This is a genomic window from Paenibacillus sp. FSL R7-0210 (genome assembly GCF_038009085.1).
In the GTDB taxonomy this organism is placed as follows: Bacteria; Bacillota; Bacilli; order Paenibacillales; family Paenibacillaceae; genus Paenibacillus_AQ; species Paenibacillus_AQ silagei.
In genome coordinates this window covers 3,558,356-3,579,688 of the sequence record NZ_JBBPAR010000001.1, presented here as the reverse complement: position 1 = coordinate 3,579,688, position 21,333 = coordinate 3,558,356, and the positions used below count along the sequence as shown (strand labels likewise).

Genomic DNA, 21,333 nt, shown 5'->3' with positions numbered 1-21,333 from the left:
GTTAGAATAGATCAATTATGGCCCTGCTTAGATCATTGTTTTGGGGCAAGGGGTCTATTAGAATTTGGGGGTAAGCAACGATGTGGATGTAAAGGAGACGGTAATATGCTTAGAATGGTCAATGTGGAGAATGGCACGGTAAAAGGCTTACCCGCAGCCGATCCCCGGATTACGAGCTTCAAGGGAATACCGTTTGCAGCACCGCCTGTAGGGGAGAACCGCTGGCGGGCACCGCAGCCTGCCGAAGACTGGGAGGGTGTACTTCAGGCCCACGAGTTCGCACCGGTCTCCATGCAGGTCAGACAGGAGCTGGATGATAACAATATCTATACCCGTGAGTGGGCGGTGGAGCCTGACATTGCGATGAGCGAGGATTGCCTGTACCTGAACGTATGGACCCCGGCCAAACAGACGGACGAGAAGCTACCCGTCTATGTATGGTATTTCGGCGGCGGGCTGCAGGTGGGCCATCCGGCAGAGATGGAGTTCGACGGAGAACGGATTGCCCGCAGAGGGATTGTGGTGGTGACGATTAACTACCGGCTGAATATCTTCGGCTTCCTCTGCCATCCCGAGATTACCGCGGAATCACCGGAGGCGCCTGCCAACTTCGGCAACCTTGACCAGCAGGCCGCTACCCGCTGGGTGAAGCGCAACATTGCTGCGTTCGGCGGTGACCCCGACAACATCACCATCGGCGGGCAGTCAGCGGGCGGCGGCAGTGTCATGAGCCAGCTTACCTCTCCGCAGAACGAAGGATTGTTTCAGCGGGCGATTGTTGAAAGCGGAATCTTCACGGACCTGTATCCGGGAACCCTGCTGCCGCCGCTCCGGGGGACACTGCAGGAGGCAGAGCAGAATGGCATCGAGTTCTTCAAGTACCTGGGTGTATCCACACTTGCGGAAGCGCGGAAGCTGGATGCGGTCTATCTGCGGGACAAGGCAGTGGCGCTTGGCGGGTTCTGGGGCACCGTTGCGGACCAGAAGTTCCAGGTGGGGAATCCGTTCGATCTGTTCGTGCAGAATAGACGCTTGAAGGTGCCGGTTATGCTCGGCCATACCTCCTCGGAGTTCTTCAGCACTCCGAAGGTGCAGTCCTACGGGGAGCTCAAGCAGCTTGCGGCGGACATGTTCGGGGAGGATGCGGAGACCTTCCTGAAGCTTAGCGGCGCAAGGCCGGATGCTGTTCAGGAAGCGGTGGAGCGGGCAGCGGTAAGCGGGATCGAATACGCCATCCGGATCGCCGGGCAGGCGAATGCGGATACCAGAAGCGAAACCCCGCTCTATTACTATAATTTCGATGCGGAGATTCCGGGATGGGATAACCCGGGCACCTTCCACTCGGTGGATCTGTGGTTCTTCTTCGAGACGCTGGCCAAGTGCTGGCGGCCGTTTGTCGGCAAGCATTATGATCTGGCCCGCCAGATGTGCAATTATACCGCGCATTTCATCCGTACCGGAGATCCGAACGGCGCGGATTCCACCGGCGAAGAATTGCCGCGCTGGGAGCCGTATACCCCGGAAGTGCCTTACGGGATGCTGTTCGCTGACAAGGCGGAGTTCTCCAGAGAACAACCCGGCGAGATCATGAATTTTCTGGTGCAGCAGTACTTCAAGAAGACTGGCAGTCCGGTCTGAGGGGATTCTGCTCTTGATAGGATCAGCGGCAGTTTAAGACTTTATTTATTGAGTCTTAGATTGCCGCTGTTTTTATTACTGGACAGTCCCGTAGCATGTTATTCTCTATCAAACAATAGCCCGATAGAGTAGTTTCGGCTGTATTCACCAAGATGTAATAAAGAGTTGATGCTTTCATGAACGTTTGAAGGCAAAAAGGTGACCGGAGCCGATTTAGTTAAAATTAAAGATATAATAATTCAAAATATCTACGATTTTTATAAGGAGGCACTAACGTAATGGGCATCGATACCGTGCTGTGGAGCAGACTGGTGACAGGCTTGACACTGGGATTCCACGTTATTTTCGCAACAATTGGCGTTGGGGTTCCGCTGATGATCGCCATTGCTGAATTCATGGGCATACGCAAAAAAGACCCTCACTATACACTGATGGCCAAGAGATGGGCCCGCGGGTTTGTCATTTCTGTGGCCGTGGGCGTGGTGACCGGTACGGCGATTTCGTTGCAGCTGGCCTTGATCTGGCCTAATTTCATGAAGCTGGCCGGTAACGTGATTGCGCTCCCGTTATTTATGGAAGTGTTTGCTTTCTTTTTTGAGGCGATCTTCCTGGGCATTTACCTCTACACCTGGGACCGGTTCAAGAAGCCGTATATCCACTGGCTTCTTACGATCCCGATTGTTGCCGGTGCCGGGATGTCCGCTGTTTTTATCACGACCGTAAACGGGTTCATGAATCAGCCTGAGGGCTTTGCTATGGCCGGAGGGCAATTCACAGCGGTGAATCCGGTGGAGGCGATGCTGAATACAGCGACGTTCTCCAAGGTGTTCCATGTCTTAAGCTCTGCCTATCTGACCGGAGCCGCACTGCTGGCGGGTATCGCCGCGTTTGCACTCCTCAGAAAGGGAGTCTCGGAATACCATAAAAAAGCGCTGAAGCTGATGATGGCTGTGGTGATGGTGTTTGGATTGCTGAACGCTCTGGCTGGAGATACGTCGGCGAAATTTTTGGCTGAGCATCAGCCGGAGAAGCTGGCTGCGGCAGAGTGGCATTTTGAAACGGAAAGCGGAGCCGATCTGATTCTGCTGGGGTGGCTTAACGCCGAGCACGAGGTGCTGGGCGCACTGCATATTCCCAAATTTCTCAGCTTCCTCGCCTTTGGCGATTTCAATGCAGAGGTGACCGGTCTGAATGAATTCCCTGCGGATGAGCAGCCGCCGCTCCTGGTTCACTATTTATTCGATCTGATGGTCGGTGTCGGGTTTGCCCTATTAGGCATTTCATTCCTGTACTTCCTGTTTGTCTTCTGGAAAAAACGCAATGAGCATAACAAATGGCTGCTTCGCGTGATCGCGTTAGGCGCACCGCTTGCTTTTGTGGGAGTCGAGCTAGGCTGGTTCTACGCTGAAATTGGGCGGCAGCCCTGGATCTTAAGGGGATACATGCGTGTAGAAGAGGGGGCTACGACATCACCGAGCGTAAGAATCCTGTTTTTCGTATTCCTGTTGCTGTACATCCTGTTAGGCACGGTATGTGTGATTGTGCTGCGGCGCATGTTCAAGGACAATCCGGCGGAAACCGAGATGGAGAAGTGGAATCAGCATCCCGGCGGCAAATCAACAGTAAGGGGTGAGCATGCAAAATGAGTTATGAGCTGATTGGAATTTCAGTGCTCTGGCTGTTTTTATTCGGCTATTTAATTGTGGCCTCTATTGATTTTGGAGCCGGGTTCTTTGCCTTTTATGCCCGGCTGACGAAGCAGGATCATCTGATTAACCGTTTGATCTCCCGCTACTTATCGCCTGTCTGGGAGATTACGAATGTCTTTTTCGTCTTTTTTTACATTGGACTTGTCGGCTTCTTCCCGGATACCGCTTATTATTACGGCTCGGCGCTGCTTGTTCCGGGAAGCATTGCGCTTATCCTGATCGCGATCCGCGGTTCGTTCTATGCGTTCGAGAATTACGGCTCCAAAAATAACATCGTATATCTGTTCCTGTACGGCGCTTCGGGCCTGCTGATTCCCGCGTCCTTGTCAGTGGCACTTACCCTGTCGGAAGGCGGCTTTATCTTTAAGCGGGGAGAGACCGTGTCTCTGGATTACTGGGCCTTGTTCACTAACCCCTTATCATGGAGCATTGTAGGCTTGGCGATTGTATCTGTGTTGTTCATCAGCGCCTCCTTTTTGGCCTTTTATGCTTCCCGGGCAGAGGATCAACCCGCGCTGAAGCTTATGCGTACTTATGCGCTGTTCTGGAGCACGCCGACCATTGTTATCGCGCTGACGGCCTTTATTTATCTGGGCCAGCACAATGAGCGGCATTTTCAAAATATGATGGATTTATGGTGGCTGCTTGCGCTGTCTGTTGCTTTCTTCATGCTTGCCATGTGGCTGCTGTACAGCGGACGCCGTTACGGGTTGGCGTTCATAAGCATCATGCTGCAATTCCTATGCGCCTTCTTCGCTTACGGAATCGGGCAATATCCTTATATTCTGGACCCGTTCATTACGCTTGAGAACAGCATCACTTCACCGGCTATGGGTCTGGCGCTGGTCATTGTGTTCATCGGGGGTATGTGCTTGCTCATTCCTTCCCTGATTCTGGTGTTCAAGCTGTTCCTCTTTGACGCAGACTATGTGAAAGGAAAGAAATAAATGAAGAGCAAAACAAGTCTGATCGCTGAGCAAATGTCGGGGCAACGAAAACGGCTGGTTATGCTGACCCTCCTGTCGCTCATGCTCGGCATTGCGATTGTAAGTCAGGCCGGGCTGCTGGCGGAAGCGGTCCAGCGGGTGTTCGTGGAGAAGGCTTCCTTATCCTCGGTTGCTCTGCTGCTCGCTCTTCTGCTGTCAGTGATGGCGATCCGCACTTTGCTGTTATACGGAAATGGAAGAATAGGCTTGGCTATGGCAGCCGCCGCTAAGGCAAATATGCGTTCATCCGTGCTGCAGAAGCTTACCCGTGCCTCCATGCCTTCAACGCTGCGGGGGCAGACAGGGGGGAAGGTCAGTGTGGCTCTGGATGCAGTGGACGAGGCGGACAGCTATTTCAGTCACTACATGCCGCGGATGGCCGAAGCAGCGATCATCCCGGTTCTGATTCTGGCGGTTACGTTTGTTTTACATGCGAATACCGGCTTCATTCTGCTGTTTACGGCACCGTTCATCCCGCTGTTTATGATTTTGGTGGGACTGCAAACGAAGAACAAATCCGAAGAGAAATATGCGCAGCTTGCAGAGTTCTCCGGTACGTTCCTGGATTCGCTTCAAGGGCTCGTGACGTTGAAAATATTTGGACAATCCCGCCGCCAGCAGCAGCAGATTGAGCGCAGCAGCCTGGGTTACCGTGACGCGACCATGGATATTTTGAAGGTTGCCTTTACGAATACTTTTATGCTGGAAACCATCGTCATGCTGAGCATCGGGATTGTTGCCCTTGAATTGGCTATTCAACTGCTCGTATTCAAATCGATGCCGTTCCACACGGCCTTTCTTGTGCTGCTGCTTGTTCCCGAGTTTTTTAACCTGCTCAAGAATACAGGCACCGCTTTTCACAGCGGGCGGACCAGTATGGGGGCAGTCCGTAAGGTGGAGCAGATGCTTGCGGAAATGGGCGGCGGCACCGGCACACAGCCGGAAGGGAGCCAAGAGTCCTCAGCCAAGCTGCTGCGGATGCCGCCATCCATAGAGCTGAAGAATGTTCATTTCCAATATGCACCCGGTTCATTTGAGCTTAAGGCCGGACCCGTCTCCATAGGACCGGGAGAGCATGTTGCGATTGTCGGCCACAGCGGTTCGGGCAAAACAACCTTGCTCCATCTCATTGCCGGACTGCTGAAGCCGGTATCCGGGACAGTGCTGGTGAACGGAAGCCCGCTGTCGGAGTGGGAGGAAGACTCATGGTTTGAGCAGGTCAGCTATATTACGCAGCACCCCTATATTTTTGCCGGCACATTTGCTGAGAATATCGCCATCGGTGCCGGGCGTAAGGTCTTCAGGGAAGAAATTAGGCAGGCCGCAGAGGAAGCGGGACTTTCAACGCTTGTTGCCGGGCTGGAGCAGGGTTTGGACACTTACGTCGGGGAAGGCGGCAGGGGACTGTCGGGAGGGGAAAAGCAGCGTCTTGCTTTAGCGCGGGCCTTTTTGAAACGTCCGGCTCTGATCCTGTTCGATGAGCCTACGGTGGGCCTCGACTTGCAGACCGAACAAATCCTGCAAAGCTCCATAACCGCGCTGGCTCGAAAGGCAACGATGATCACAGTCGCACACCGGTTGTATACGATCCGGCAAGCGGATCACATTTTGTTTATGGACCATGGCGTATTAGCGGCGGCAGGACCTCACGACGAGCTCCTTGAACGTGTGCCTCAATATGCCGAGATGGTTAATATTCAGCGAAAAGGAGGATCAGCATGAACGAGCTGGCGATTTTGTCCAAGGCCATGATAGCAGAGCGGAAGGATATACTCCTGTCGATTCTGGGAGGGTTTATTGCCGGCGCTGCCGGTGTGGCCCTGTTCTCCGCAAGCGGGTATCTGATTTCACAGACGGTCTTTATGCCGCCGCTCTATACCTTGATCGTTCTTACCGCGCTGGTCAAGCTGCTGGGTCTGCTCCGGGCGGCAAGCCGTTACGGGGAACGCCTGTATTCGCACAGAGCAACCTTTTCCATGCTTAGCCGTTTGCGCACAGGCTTTTTTGCCAGGCTGATCCCGTTAACGCCCGGTATCTTGAACAAGAACCGCAGCGGAGATCTGCTGGCGCGGATTGTCGGCGATGTAGAGAGCCTGCAGAATTATTTTTTGCGTGTCGCTTATCCGCCGGTGATAGTCATCACGGTCTTTCTGGCAACCATGGTGTTCAGTGCCTCTTATTCATTCTGGATGGCCTGCTTGTTCGTAATAGGGATGCTGCTGACAGCAGTGGTTGTACCGGGAATCGTATTGGTGGGCCAGCGGGCGATACACGGCCGCGTCCGTAAGCAGCGGGCGCTGCTGTCAACGGAAGTCACCGAGGTATTGTACGGCTTCCGCGATCTGAAGGTGTACGGGCAATTGCCGCAGCGGGAGCAGCAGCTCCAGGCGGCTTCGGCAGCACTGACAGCAGATCAGCAGCGTGCAGCAGGTCATCTGCTGCGCGGACAGGCGATGCACACCTTTGTAACCTTTTTTATTTCCTGGGGTGTACTGACGCTTGGGGCCTATCTAATTATGGAGGGTGCGCTGGCTGGCGTGTTTTTAGCGATGCTTGTGATGGCCGCACAGACGGTGTTTGAAGAAGCTGGAGCCATGGCCACTTTGCCAGCCTATAAGCAAGACAGTGAGCATGCGGCCAAAAGGCTGACTGAAACCGTATTGACTGCCACTGATTTACCTGTGCAGCCGGACCGCTCCCTGCCTGAAGGAGCGGCTGTGCCGGTGGAGCTGTCCGGTGTTACGTTCCAATATGATGACGAGTGGCGGCCTGCACTGATAGAGGTGTCGCTGCAGCTACCGGCAGGTTCCAGAACGGCAGTGGTCGGACCGAGCGGGTCCGGCAAATCAACGCTGATCGAGCTGCTGCTCAAGCTGCGCACGCCTGTTTCCGGGGACATACGTTTGAACGGCATTCCGGTACAAGAGCTGGATGAGTCAGGCATTTGGGAAGCCTCGAATGTCGTCTTACAGCAAGGTCATTTTTTCCGTGGAACAGTCCGTGACAACCTGCTGCTGAATGGAGAAGAAGCATCTGACGAAGTATTGTTAGAAGCTCTCGCTAAGGCCCAACTGCCGGATGTGGCATTAACCGATGCCGTATTTGAAAAAGGAGAGAACCTGTCCGACGGTGAGAAGCAGCGTCTGGCGTTGGCGAGGGTCATGCTCCGCAAAGGACGGCTATGGCTGCTGGATGAACCGACCTCCTCATTGGATTATGTAACGGAAGAGCGCGTGTTAACCCATCTCTACGAACAGTCCGCCGGAGATACCTTACTGCTCATTTGCCACCGGCTTACCGGCCTGGAAAGCATGGACAGGATTATCGTCATGGAGCAGGGCAGGGTCATTGAAACAGGTTCATATGCGGAGCTAATGGAGCAACAGGGCTACTTGTACCGTATGAAGCAAATAGAGCTGCAAATGATTGGAGAGCTATAGGCAAAAGGTCTCTACCGCGAGGCGATTATTCGTGAATTGATTAACAATGCGACCATCGATATGGTTATGCTGCTCACCTTAAGGTGAGCCTTTTTTTGGTGAAGAAAGTCACATTTTAATTTTGGGATATATGCTATTTTTATCTTGTTAAATGTAAATATTACCTCCTATACTAATTCTCCCTACTTTATACCTATTCATCCCCTTTAATGGTAATAGTTAATTATCACTACTCTGAAGTCTACCAATCCGTTGTAAAATGCATATTTATGCAAAATAATACATAGTTAGTCAATGGAATTTTTTTGTGATTTACAGTTGTGAATGATAAGCATAGTAAAAGGAGCGAGAGGTATGAATAAGCAGACGGACAAGCTAGTGGCGATTGTGGGGATGGGCTGCAGGTTCCCGGGAAGCGCAAATAATGTAGAACAGTTCTGGGACATCTTGAAGTCAGGCAAGGATACGATTACGGATGTTCCCGAGGACAGATGGAGTATTGAAGAATATTATCATCCTAACAAACAGGTAAAAGGAAAAAGCCACGCCAGGCGCGGAGGATTTATCGATAAGTTTGATCAATTTGATGCAAAGTTCTTTGGGATTAATGCCAGAGAGGCAGATCAAATCGATCCGCAACAGAGGCAAATGCTGGAGATTGTCTGGGAGGCTCTAGAAGACGCAGGAATTAAGCCCGGCAATCTGAGCGGTTCCCGCACCGGTGTGTTTATCGGCGGATTTACGCTCGATTATAAAATTCTGCAATTTGCTGACGCTGCACAAATTGGAACCCATGCTGCAGTAGGAAGCATGATGACGATGTTATCGAATAGAATCTCGTACATATACAATTTAATGGGTCCCTCTCTATCCATAGACACAGCCTGCTCGTCCTCCGTGGTTTCTGTTCATGAAGCCTGCAAAAGTTTGCACAACGGTGAATGCGAGCTGGCCTTGGCAGGCGGCATGGAACTGATCTATGCCCCGGAATATTTCATAGCCGAATCCAAAGGCGGATTCTTGTCGGTGGACGGAAGCTGCAAGACCTTCGACGCTGCTGCGAACGGTTATGTCAGGGGAGAAGGGGGCGGAATCCTTGTTCTTAAAAGTCTGGAAAAAGCGCTCGAAGACGGCGACTATGTGTATGCCGTGATCAGAGAGAGCCTTGTGAACCAGGACGGAAAAACGAATGGTATTACGGTACCTAACGGCGAATCACAAAAGATGCTGCTGCAGGATGTATATGCGAGAGCAGGGATTGCCTCCGATGAAGTTCAGTATGTCGAATTGCATGGAACCGGAACAGCACTGGGTGATCCCATTGAAGTCAATGCGGTCGGTGAGTTCTTTGGAGAGCACAGGACTGAAGATAACAGATGTATCATGGCCTCGGTCAAACCGAACATCGGTCATCTGGAGGCAGCCTCCGGCGTAGCATCGGTAATCAAGGCGGCGTGCATTCTTGATCATAGACAGATTGTGCCGCATATCGGCATGAAAGAGCTTAATCCTGAGCTTGATCTGGATAAGCTGAGGCTAAGAATTCCCTTAACCAATGAAAGCTGGCCGCAGGATGGTAAAGCTGCCATCGTCGGTGTCAATTCGTTCGGATTTGGCGGAACCAATGCGCACGTGATTTTACAGGGAATAACGGGTGACAGAAAGTACGATGGAACAGTCAACGAAGAACTGCCTCAAGTATTAACCATCTCCGCAAAAACAGAACAATCCTTAAAGGCTCTTGCCGCAGAATACACTGAATTTTTGAATCAAACCGCCGAAAGCTTACCGGATATTTGTTATTCCGCACTTACCAAACGTGAGAAATTCCCGAAATCCCTTGTGTTATTCGGAGGGAATATACAGGAGATCATTCAGGGTCTGACAGATTATCAGGAGGATACTTTGCCGCAGAATGTGGTTGTGGGCAATGAAGGTAAAGACAAGAGACTGGTGTTTATTTTCACCGGCATGGGTCCTCAATGGTACGCGATGGGACGCGAGCTCTATCATGTGAATACGGTATTCCGCAATACGGTCGAGAAGTGCCACGCTGAGTTCTCCCGATACTTGTCCTGGTCATTGATGGATGAATTCCTGATTCATGAGGAACAATCCAGCATGCAGTTCACCGAAGTCTCCCAGCCGTTGAATTTTACGGTGCAGGTGGCCTTGGTTGAGATGTGGAAGAGCATGGGGGTCGTCCCGGATCTGATTATCGGACACAGTGTGGGTGAAGTGGCAGGATTGTATGCTGCCGGTGTCTACAGTTTTGAAGATGCGGTCCGGATTTCGTATTACCGCAGTATGCTCCAGCAGCGGCTGACGGGTAAAGGCGGTATGCTTGCGGTTGGCTTGAATGAAGAACAGGCCAAGGAGCTGATTGCTGATAATAACGACAAAGTATCCATTGCGGCAATCAACAGCAACACAAGCGTAACTCTGTCCGGAGATATGGCCTGTCTTACAGAGATCAGCAGCAAGCTTGAAGTTGACGGTGTTTTTAACAAGTTCTTAAGAGTAACGGTACCTTATCATAGTGTGTTTATGAATGAGATTAAATCGGAGCTGCTGGAAGCCCTGCGCGATATTCATCCGCAACCAACCAAAATCAGAACGTATACCACCGGAAATGGCCAGCTGGCGGAAGGGCCGGAGCTGGATAATGAATACTGGTGGCTGAATGTATCCGGTTCCGTGTACTTTGCCAAGGCCATGGAACAGATTTTGGAGGAAGGCTATTCCTGTTTTGTTGAGATTGGCCCTCATCCGGTACTGGCGAATTCAGTCAGTGAGCTTGCGAGTGAGAAGGATATAGAAGTTCTGATCTCGCCCTCCCTCCGCAGAAATGATCCGGAAATACCAAGAATGGTTAGAACCTTGTCTGAGCTATTCTGTGCAGGCTATGAAATTGACTGGTCCCGGATCTACAGAGGAACCTTCAAGTATGTGAAGCTGCCGCATTATCAATGGGAGCATGAGAGGTTCTGGAAGGAATCCTCAGAGCATATGAAGAGACGCCTTGGACAGAAAGAGCATCCTTTTATCGGATACCGCAAGAACAGTGTGGTTCCGTCATGGGAAGCGGAAATCAATGATTATATGATGCCGTTCGTCTCAGACCATTGTGTAAATGGCAGTGTACTGCTGGCCGGTGCCCATTTCATTGAAGCCGCGTTCCAAATGCTCCGTGATTATAGCAAATTAAGCATTGATGAGGTGTATGGTTTATATCATATTCACTTTAAAAGAGCGCTGTTCCTTGATGAGAACAATGCCGGTCACATGTCTATTAACTATGATCCGCAGCATGGTGTGGTGAAGATCGGAAGCCTGGCAGATGGCGATGTATCCAGAACTACCGAGAATTTCCGCGGGGAATTTGTCAGAAAACAGACCTGGAGTGTCAACCGGACAGCCGATCTGGAGGCTCTTAAGCACAGTGCCAAGGAAATTCTGAATCAGGCGGAATGCTACGGGCTGCTGGAGAAAATGAATTTCACCTACGGCCCTATGTTCCAGGGGCTTAAGAAGGTATGGATTAATCATAATGAAGTCCTGGCCGAGATCTGCATGCTGGAGGAGTTAGGCATCCAGGACATGGATAATATTCTGCATCCGGTTATTCTTGATGCTGCCTTTCAGTCGCTGCTCGTTAATCAATTTGATGAGCTGAGAGATCACGGACAAGTTGATATTAAGCTGCCGGATACGGTGGACTCAGTCGTCGTATACGGTAACACGTCCGGTCCATTGCGGGTCCGTTCTATAGTGAAGGAATCGGGTAAGGAGTTCATTGCCGGAGATATTGAAATCTATGATGAGCAAGGCAACATTGTTGTCATTGTAGACAACTTTGTGGCCAGATCCGTAGAGAAAAGTCCGGAAGCTGCCGTGCTTAGCGAGAAGAATCTGAAAGAATGGTTCTATGGCATTGAATGGAAGGCTCAGGAGGTAGAGAACGATGAGCAGCTGATCGCGGCCCGACATTCGTATACGAACTGGGTTGTGCTGTGTGATGCTTCCGGCATGGGTGACAGGATTGCCGGGAACCTAAGCGGCAGAGGCTATAACTGCAAACGGTTCTACGCGGATTATCAGAATCCCGGCAACCAGGATGCAGGCAGTGTTATTGTCAGCAATAATCAAGCGGATTATATCAAGCTGATTCAGCACATGGATCAAGAGCAGGAATACGGCATTATCCACCTGTGGGGTATGGACATTACAAGTCATGATCAGATGGACACGGATGCTATTGAGGCTTCCAAGCAGAAGGCTGTCAACAGTATCCGCCATGTTATGAATACTTTGAATGAGCACTCCGTGAAATATCGTACTTGGGCAGTTACCCAAGGGGCAGTCAGTGTTGACGGCAAGGAGCCAGTTGATGTCCTGCAGGGAGCGGCTATCGGTATGTGCAGAGTAATCAGCCACTCCGAGTGCATTGGAAGCTGGGGAGCAAGTATGGATATCGATCATCACCCCGCCTCTGTCGATCTTTTGATCAATGATCTGGAGAACTATACACGTGAAGATCAGCTGGCGTATAGAAACGGTGTCCGTTATGTTGCCAGACTGGAGCATATCTACGATCTGGACGGGAACATCCCGGTAACTATGGCGGACAATAAGATTTATCTGGTCACAGGTGCCATGGGCTCACTCGGGCAAATCACTGTGAATTGGATGTACGAGAAGGGAGCCAGACATTTTGTATTGGTGGGACGTACTCCGTTCCCTGGTAAAAAAGAAAGAAAAGTGATGGCTTCATCCCATAAGCTGTACAGCCAGGTGCAATTTATCAATGAGCTTGAACGGAAAGGCTGTACCGTTGAAGTAGCCGCGCTGGACATCGCTAATGAAGCAGCAGTCGGGGAGCTTACGCATAGATTGATTCATGAAGAAACCATGCCGGTCGGCGGTGTAGTCCATATTGCCGGTGTAGTCAAAGACAAATTAATGATGCAGATGGAGCAACATGAGTTCGATGAGGTCTATGACACCAAAGTTAAAGGCGCCTGGTTATTGCATAAATATCTTGAAGAGGTTGAACTGGACTTTTTCATCATGTATTCATCCACCGGCTCGGTTGTAACGGCGGTTGGACAAGTGAATTATGCCGCAGCGAATTCCTTTATGGATTCACTGGCCTGCTACCGCCGCAGTAAAGGCAAATCTGCCTTGAGTCTGGGCTGGGGACCATGGGGTGTGGGGATGGTTAAAGAAAAGAATTTGATTGATCATTATAAATATCAAAGAGGCATGAACCCGATCTACGCAGTGAATGGCATGCAGGCCCTGGAAAGAGTGTTCGGACAACAGCTATGCCATGCGGTAATCGGTGAAGCGGACTGGCCGCTTGCGCTTAATAATTATCCGGGCAAGCCTGCATTGTACAATCACCTCGCCGAGCAAAGCGAAGATACCGCAGGGGACGCGCAGGAGACGGACTTATTCAGCATTCTGGCCAAAGCCTCCGGCATGGAAGAAAAAAGTGCAGTTATCATGGATTTCTTCGCTGAGATCATCGCAGAGACCATTCATGCCAAGAAGGAAGCACTTGTGCTTGATGAGCCGATCAGTTCGGTTGGAGTGGACTCCATTATCGCTGCAGAGATCAGAAATAAAATAAATAAGAAATGCAGTATTAACATTTCCATTGTTGACCTTCTGGGCGGAATCAGCATTGCTGACTTGGCCGGAAAACACTTCAATGACATTAACGACTTAATTATTGAAGACGAATCCGAAGCAGACCTGGAAGCATTATTGGACCAGTTAGAGAATCTGACAGAAGAAGAGGCTGCACTTCTATTATCTAAATAAAAACGGAAAGGAGGATACAGAAGCATGGAAATATCCGCTCAGAATGATGATCTTAGAGACCTCGATATTGCCATTATCGGAATGGACTGCCAGGTTCCGGGAGCAGATGACGTAATGCAGTATTGGGAGAATCTGTGCAACGGGACGGAGTCGCTTACCTTCTTCACCGATGAGGAGCTTCGGGCAGCGGGGGTACCGGAAGAACTGCTCAGCAATCCCGAGTACAGGAAGTGCGGCTTCAAAATAAATAATATTGAGCAATTTGATGCGGCGTTCTTTGGCTTCACGCCCAGGGAAGCGGCACTGATGGACCCGCAGCAAAGAATTCTGCTTGAGAGCTCATGGCGGCTGATGGAAAGTGCCGGATACCAATCGGACCAGTATGCAGGGAAGGTGGGCGTATTCGTCGGAACGGGAACCAGCAAGTATTTATTGAAGAATATTATGTCCAGTATGGATCTGGATTCCACTCCCGAGATCAGACAAATATGGATTGGGAACGATGTTCATTATGCTTCGACCATGATTTCCTACAAGCTGAATCTGAAGGGACCGAGCGTGAACGTGCAGACTGCATGTTCCACTTCCCTGACCGCCGTAGTTCTGGGCTGTCAGGCTCTGCTGAACTATCAATGCGATATGGCCATTGCCGGAGGGAGCTCCCTGTCGCTTCCTCAGGATAGCGGTTATCTCTACATCAAAGGAGAGGTTCTAGCGGAGGACGGACATTGCCGGCCGTTTGATAAAGATTGCAGCGGTTCATTAAGCGGCAGCGGAGTAGGAACCGTGCTGCTGAAAAGATTGGAAGATGCTGTGAACGACCGCGATCATATCATCGCTGTCATTAAGGGAGCCGCCTTTAATAATGACGGTTCGGCAAAGGTGGGTTATTCGGCACCAAGCATTGAAGGCGAACGCAATGCGATTAAGAGCGCCCAGATCCTAAGTGAGATAGATGAAGAAACGATTACTTATATTGAGACTCATGGAACAGCGACTCCCATGGGGGACCCCATAGAGGTACAAGCACTTACAGAAGCCTTCTCGGAAGCCACGGACAAGCTGAATTTCTGCGCCCTGGGTGCAGTGAAAGCCAATATCGGACATTTGGATTCTGCAGCAGGTACGGCCGGGTTAATCAAAACCAGTCTGATGCTCCAGAAGCAGAAGCTTGTACCCTGCATCAACTATAAAGAAACGAATCCTAACATTGATTTGCAGAACTCGCCTTTCTATGTCAATACCCGCCTCAGAGACTGGAACCCGGACTGCGGGGTAAGAAGAGCAGGCGTCAGCTCGTTTGGCATTGGCGGGACCAATGTTCATGTAGTCCTGGAAGAAGCGATCGACACCCGCAAAGTCGAGAGTAATGAGGAATTTCAATTGCTGCTGCTATCCGCAAAGACAAAGACCGCCTATGAAGAGGTGGCCGGACAATTGCTGGATTTTGTGCAAAATAATGAAGACATTGATTACCGGAATATCCTGTATACGATGAATATCGGAAGAAAGAGACTGCCCTATCGAGGCGGTCTGGTCTGTAACAGCAGAGAAGAGCTGATTCATAAATTGGGCGGCAGCCTTCCTGCCGTGAAATCTCCAAATGAGAACGAAAAGGAAATTGTGTTCCTGTTCCCGGGACAAGGCGTGCAGTATGTGAATATGACAAAACAACTGTACGATACGAAGCCTATATTCCGGCATGAGCTGGATAAGTGCTTCGAAATCCTTCAGAAGCAGTTGAACTATGATTTAAGACAGCTTATCTTTGCAGATCAAGCGGATGCTAAGGGTGAGGAGACACTCACAGAAACCCGGAATACACAGGTTGCTCTATTTGCCGTTGAGTACTGCTTGGCCAAGACTTTGATGCATTGGGGAATTACTCCCAAAGCTCTGCTGGGGCATAGTGTTGGAGAGTACGTAGCCGCTTGTCTTGCCGGGGTATTCTCACTCGAGGATGGTCTTAGATTAATGGTCATGCGGGGCCGGATCATCCAAAGTCTGCCGGCGGGCGAAATGCTGTATGTGAATATGAACGAGCAGGAAGCGCAGGCCTATATTAACGGGAAGGTCTCACTGGCCTTGATTAATTCCGAGAACCGGGTGGTATTGGCCGGGGATAGCGCAGCGCTGCAGGAAGTGGTCGAACAGATTACAGAGGATCGGGAGTACAGAATTCTTCACACCTCCCATGCTTTTCATTCCTATATGATGCAGGGGGCAGTGGAGGACATGCTGAAGGTGCTCCAGACGGTGACGTTCAACAAGCCGATGATCCCGATCATGTCCAATGTCACGGGAGAGTGGCTGAAGCCGGAAGAGGCGATGAGTGCAGACTATTGGATACAGCATATGCTGGGCACTGTCAGATTTAAAGATGCTGGACTTCATTTGGCACAGAAAAATTATAAATACTTCATCGAAGTGGGTCCGGGAAAAACGCTCTCTGTCTTTATGCAGGATAATTTGAAAGACTACGCGGAGTGCCTATTGTTCCAAACGGTCCGCGGCGTTAAAAATACGATGAATGATAATAAATTTCTGGCGGAGTTCGTAAAGAAGGCCTGGATCAGCGGACTAACCATTGATTTTGCAAAATATTACGAAGATGAAAGCTTATTCAGAATCCCTTTGCCGACGTATCCTTTTGAAAGGAAGAGACATTGGATTGAAGCTGGCAAGCAGAAGGCTTATGAAGCGGCTGGAAGCAACGGCTGGGATAGGGAGCTCTCAGCAGACAGTGCTGTAGAAGCGGACACGATAGAGTATAACCGGCCGGATATCTCGGTGGAATATGAACAGCCTGACAATGCGATTGAAGAGAGTATAGTGGAAATCCTCCAGGAGATTATGGGGATCACGCCGATTGGAATCAACGATAACTTCTTTGAGCTTGGCGGACATTCTCTGATGATCACACAAGTCGTCCTGAGAATTAAGGAGCTCTATGGGATTGAATTGCAGTTGAAACTGTTTATCGAAGCACCGACTGTCAAGAATGTAGCTGACCTTGTATTGGAAGAGTTGTCAGAAAGCCTCGATTTGGATGCAGTCTAAATATGGACAGTTAGAGGTGTGGAGAGATGCAGAACAACGAAAGCGGAAGCGTGAAAAACAGAGTGAATGCCTTGTCGGACGCCAAGAGACTGCTGCTGGAGAGTCTCTTGGAGGAACAAAGAAAAAAGAAAAGACAGATCATCCTGCAAGACAAAGGGCTGCATAGGGTCAGCAAGAGAGCACCGGAGTTGACAGTGTTGCCTTCCAACTATATGCAAAAGAAAATTTGGTATGTCGAACAACTCTTCAATGAATCGATTACGTATAATGTTTCGGGTTATGTGAAATTCCATGGGAAACTTCAAGTGGAGCTTTTGCACAAGGCCTTCAGAACGGTGGTTAAGCAGCAGGAGGTGCTGCGTTCCAAATTCAAGGGAGGACAAGGACAGCTTGAGGTTGAGCTCAGCGAAGATACCGAAGAGCCGGTCTTCAGAATGTATGATTGCTCCCAGGCAGGGATGGAAACATCGCCTGACGACATCAGGCAAAGGATGTACACGGAAGGAATACAGCCGTTCAGGTTAGCTGAGGGCAAGCTTATTCGCCTGATCTGTTACAAGCTTAGTGAGACCGAATGGATTGGACAAATTGTTTGGCATCATATTGTATCGGACGGCTATTCAAGCGGCATTTTTATTAGGGAATTGCTTCAACTGTATGAAGCCTATGCGGGCGCAAGCGTGGCACCTGTACAGGAACCCGCTGTACAATATTATGACTACGTAGCTCACATCAATGAACGGATTGCCAAAGGCGAGTTCGATCATCAGCTTAAGTTCTGGAGGGAACAATTGTCGGGCAGCAGCATGAGCTGTATGCTTCCAACGGATTACACGGCCGGTCATGGGCTTACCTATCATGGCGAACGGGTAGCTTTTTCAATCCGCAAGGAGATGAAAGTAAAACTGGAAGCTGCTGCAAAAAAACACGGGGTTACACTGTTTGTATTGTTAATGAGCGCACTCAAAATCATGCTGCATAAGTATGTACACCAAAACGATATTATTGTCGGGGTCCCGGTTACCGGCAGAAATGAAGAGGAATGCCAGAGCATCATCGGGTGCTTCCTGAACATGCTGCCGATCCGCAGTAATATTGGTGAAGAGCAACCATTATTCGATTATATCCAGGCGGAGAATGCCCAGGTGATGCAGGCCTTGAAGCATCAGGATTTGCCGTTTGATTTTATAGTAGAGGACTTGAAGGTAGAAAGAGATTTGCTGTCCACCCCGATCTATCAGGTGGTGTTCAGTTATGAGACCAATGCGTTAAAGGATATTACAACAAAGGATTTCTACATAGAGTTCGAAGAACTGGATTTAAAAACGGCCAAGGTTGATCTGGCGCTGGAAGTCAATGATGAAAAGGATGGGTTAAGCGCCTGGTTTGAGTATAAATCGGATAAATTCTCCCGGGAGCGGATTGAAAAGATTAAGGATTATTATCTGAATATTCTGCAATTCATTGCTGAATATGACAATCAGCCTATAAAAAATATTGAAATGATCCCGGAAGAAGAAAAGGATGAGATACTCTACTCTTTTAACGAAAAGGTTACGGACTATAAGCCACAGACCATCAAGCAGTTATTCGAGACCCAGGCGGCGCTCCGGGAAGAGGCAGTAGCCGTAGTATGCGGCAATGAGAGGATTACCTACAGAGAACTGAATAACCGCAGCAATCAACTGGCACATCATCTGCGGAAATACGGTGTGGGCTGCGAGAGTCTGGTTGCCATTATGCTGGATAAATCCATTGAGGCCATCATTGCCATACTGGGGGTAACCAAGGCTGGCGGAGCTTATATGCCGGTGGATTCGGCTTATCCCCGGGAGCGGATGGAGTATATTCTGGAAGACAGCAATGTCCGGTATATGATAACTTCCGGCATCCATCAGGATTATGCAGGCATTGAGCAGATTTCAATGGGTGACAAGCATATCGATACCGAGTCCACGGACAATCTTACGGACCACAGTAATCCGGATAATCTGGCTTATGTAATCTATACCTCGGGAACTACAGGTCAGCCCAAAGGCGTTATGGTGGAACACAGCGGTATTGTTAACTTGAGAGATTATTTTTTGGATAAATACAAAGTGACCACGGATGATACGATCCTGCAATTTGCCAATCTTGTTTTTGATGCCTCTGTCTGGGAAATGATTATGGGAATTCTCACCGGTGCAAGACTATGCATCATTACCAAAGAAGTAGCGCTGGATGTGAATCTGCTGGAACTGGAGCTGAAAAGGCATAACGTAACCGTTGCCACCTTGCCTCCGCCATACTGGAATGTAATAGCGGATAGACCCATCGGAATCCGTCTGTTGATCACAGCGGGATCAGCAGCAAGCGTCAATCTGGTGGAGAATTTGCCAGAGCCGATTGAATATTTCAATGCGTATGGACCTACCGAGACTACGGTCTGTGCGTCGGACTGGCAATACGAAAGGACTGCACCAATCCCGGATAGAATACCGATTGGCAAGCCAATTGCCAATATGCAAATCTATATTATGAATTATACTTCCTTATGTGGAAAAGGAATTATTGGAGAATTATGTATAGCAGGAGTAGGCATTGCCCGGGGGTATCTGAACAGGCCGGAACTGACAGCGGAGAAATTCATTGATAATCCTTATGGTCCCGGTAAATTGTACCGGACGGGGGATTACGCAAGCTGGCTGGACGACGGAAATATTGCTTTTACCGGAAGAATAGATAATCAGGTCAAGATCAGGGGACACCGGATCGAAATCGGAGAGATTGAGAATAAGCTCTCTTCTCATAACAGAGTGATTGAGGCGGTTGTTATCCCGGAGATTGACCACAAGAGCAATCTTTATCTGGCAGCTTATTTAGTTGTGGATGCAGCAGTGACTCTGACAGAAATCAGAAGCTTTTTGAACGATGGATTACCTTCGTATATGATCCCATCAGCATTTTATACGCTTGAGGCCATTCCGCTTAATATGAATGGTAAGCCGGATAACAGCAGATTAGCGTCCTTAGGCCAGCCTATGGAAGCGGAGAACGATTTTGCTGAACCGACCACAGAGATTGAAAGAACGCTGGAACGAATCTGGTGTGAGCTCTTAGGAGTTGAGCGGGTTAGTATCCATGATCATTTCTTCGAAATTGGCGGAGACTCCATTATCAGCATGCAGGTTATTGCTAAGGCGGCAGAGGCAGGAATTAAGCTCGAATTAAAGTCTTTTTACGATGATAAATGTATTGAACAAATGGCCTTAAAGGCTGCGGCAGTTGAACAAATCTGCTGTGATCAGGGAGAGGTTACAGGTTCGTACCTGTTGACACCTATCCAGCAGTGGTTCTTCACCAATAATTTCCCGGAAAATAACCATTGGAATCAGTCTGTAAGCTTTGAATTGAAGCAGACTGTAGATGCTGGGCGATTGAATGAAGCGCTCAATGAAGTGTGCCGGCAGCATGATTTGTTAAGGACCCGTGTACTTCCCGGCAAGCCTACAAGATATGCGGATATCCTGCCGTTTGCCTACAGCGAACGCTTGAAGACAGTAGAGATTCCAGCTTGTGATGACTATGAACAGCGGATGCAGCAGGAATTGACGGCTTTTCAGCAATCTCTTAATTTGCAAGCGGGAGAAGTGTTTAAAGGGCTGCTTATTGTGTCCGATACATGGTCAAGCAGCAGACTGGTATTGACAGCGCATCATCTGGTATGCGACGCGGTGTCCTTCAGGTTCATCGCTGAGGATGTATTGAATGGCTATCAAGCCTTAATAGACAAGCGGGAAGTCAAGCTTCCGCAGAAAACCTCATCCTTCATAAGATGGAGCAACGCAGCAGCAGCATACGCCGGCAGCCATGAAGCAGTGAGCAAAAAAAAGGAATGGACCAAAGAAATTGCGGCTCATTCAAGAAAAACCAAAAGAGGCTGCTCCAGCATAGACAATCTTGAAGGAGAAGCAGAGCACTGCCTGTTCTCCTTATCGGAAGAAGATACCGCCAAGCTAATGATTGAAGTGCCTAAGCATTACAGCATTCAGCCGATTGAGGTCATGATTGCCGCCCTGGAAACGATGCTGCATGAATGGGATGGGGCAGACCATACCTTATATCTGGAAAGTCACGGAAGAGATACGCTTGCGGATCAGGTGGATCTGTCAAGAACGGTAGGCTGGTTTACCAACCTGTATCCTTTTTACTTCTCCGCAGATGATATTTCAACTACTGGAGCTACGTTAAAAAAAGTGAAAGACAGATTAGCTGCCGTGCAGAAGCGTAAGTTCGAGTTCTTGCTTAGTGATTACCCCCGTGAAGCTATGGATATTGTTTTTAATTACATGGGGCATTTGGATAACAAGAACCCGCAGCATGAACACTTCCGGCTGATTACCGGAGAACCGCTGTATACCAGGGGATTGAAGAATACAAGAGTCAGTCTGCTTGAAGTCAACGGGTATATCCAGCAAGACCGCTTAATCTTCGAGTGGGGATATAACCCGAATATCCATTCCGGGGAGAACATCGTGCAGCAGGCCAATGCTTTCACGGATACGCTTAGGGGGATGATCAGCTACTGTATTGAATCTGAGGATGATGGAGTTTCCGCTGCAGATTTTGACGATGTGGATATGGAAGATTTAGATTTCATCTTGGCAAAGTTCAATTAAGGTCACTCAG

At 49.5% G+C, this 21,333-nt stretch carries 8 protein-coding genes; all 8 read left to right on the top strand.

The features are described from left to right. The first annotated feature begins 105 nt into the window (after positions 1-105). The 8 genes from MKY64_RS15425 to MKY64_RS15390 all read left to right on the top strand — a co-directional run bounded on the left by MKY64_RS15425 (position 106) and on the right by MKY64_RS15390 (position 21,323). Positions 106-1,638, top strand: a complete 1,533-nt coding sequence (locus MKY64_RS15425) for a carboxylesterase/lipase family protein (RefSeq protein ID WP_340954050.1) — start codon at positions 106-108, stop codon at positions 1,636-1,638. A gap of 278 nt (positions 1,639-1,916) precedes the next feature. Next, a complete protein-coding gene (locus tag MKY64_RS15420) occupies positions 1,917-3,284 on the top strand; it encodes a cytochrome ubiquinol oxidase subunit I (protein ID WP_340954048.1) in 1,368 nt (455 codons plus the stop codon). Next, positions 3,281-4,294, top strand: a complete 1,014-nt coding sequence (locus tag MKY64_RS15415) for a cytochrome d ubiquinol oxidase subunit II (protein ID WP_340954046.1) — start codon at positions 3,281-3,283, stop codon at positions 4,292-4,294. Before MKY64_RS15420 ends, MKY64_RS15415 begins: the two co-directional genes overlap by 4 nt. After that, positions 4,295-6,055 (top strand): thiol reductant ABC exporter subunit CydD, encoded by a 1,761-nt coding sequence (cydD, locus tag MKY64_RS15410; protein WP_340954044.1) that lies wholly within the window; start codon positions 4,295-4,297, stop codon positions 6,053-6,055. It abuts the gene before it with no gap. Then, positions 6,052-7,773 carry a thiol reductant ABC exporter subunit CydC gene (gene cydC / locus MKY64_RS15405; RefSeq protein WP_340954042.1) on the top strand — a complete coding sequence of 574 codons (1,722 nt, stop codon included), beginning with the start codon at positions 6,052-6,054 and terminating at the stop codon, positions 7,771-7,773. Before cydD ends, cydC begins: the two co-directional genes overlap by 4 nt. Before the next feature lie 354 nt (positions 7,774-8,127). Next, positions 8,128-13,602: a type I polyketide synthase gene (locus tag MKY64_RS15400; RefSeq protein ID WP_340954040.1), complete on the top strand. Its 5,475-nt coding sequence runs from the start codon at positions 8,128-8,130 to the stop codon at positions 13,600-13,602. Between the two features lie 24 nt (positions 13,603-13,626). Further along, the gene (locus tag MKY64_RS15395) at positions 13,627-16,662 is read left to right on the top strand and encodes a type I polyketide synthase (RefSeq protein WP_340954038.1); all 3,036 of its coding nucleotides are present in this window, start codon (positions 13,627-13,629) and stop codon (positions 16,660-16,662) included. A gap of 26 nt (positions 16,663-16,688) precedes the next feature. After that, positions 16,689-21,323, top strand: a complete 4,635-nt coding sequence (locus MKY64_RS15390; protein WP_340954036.1) for an amino acid adenylation domain-containing protein — start codon at positions 16,689-16,691, stop codon at positions 21,321-21,323. Positions 21,324-21,333: the final 10 nt, after the last annotated feature.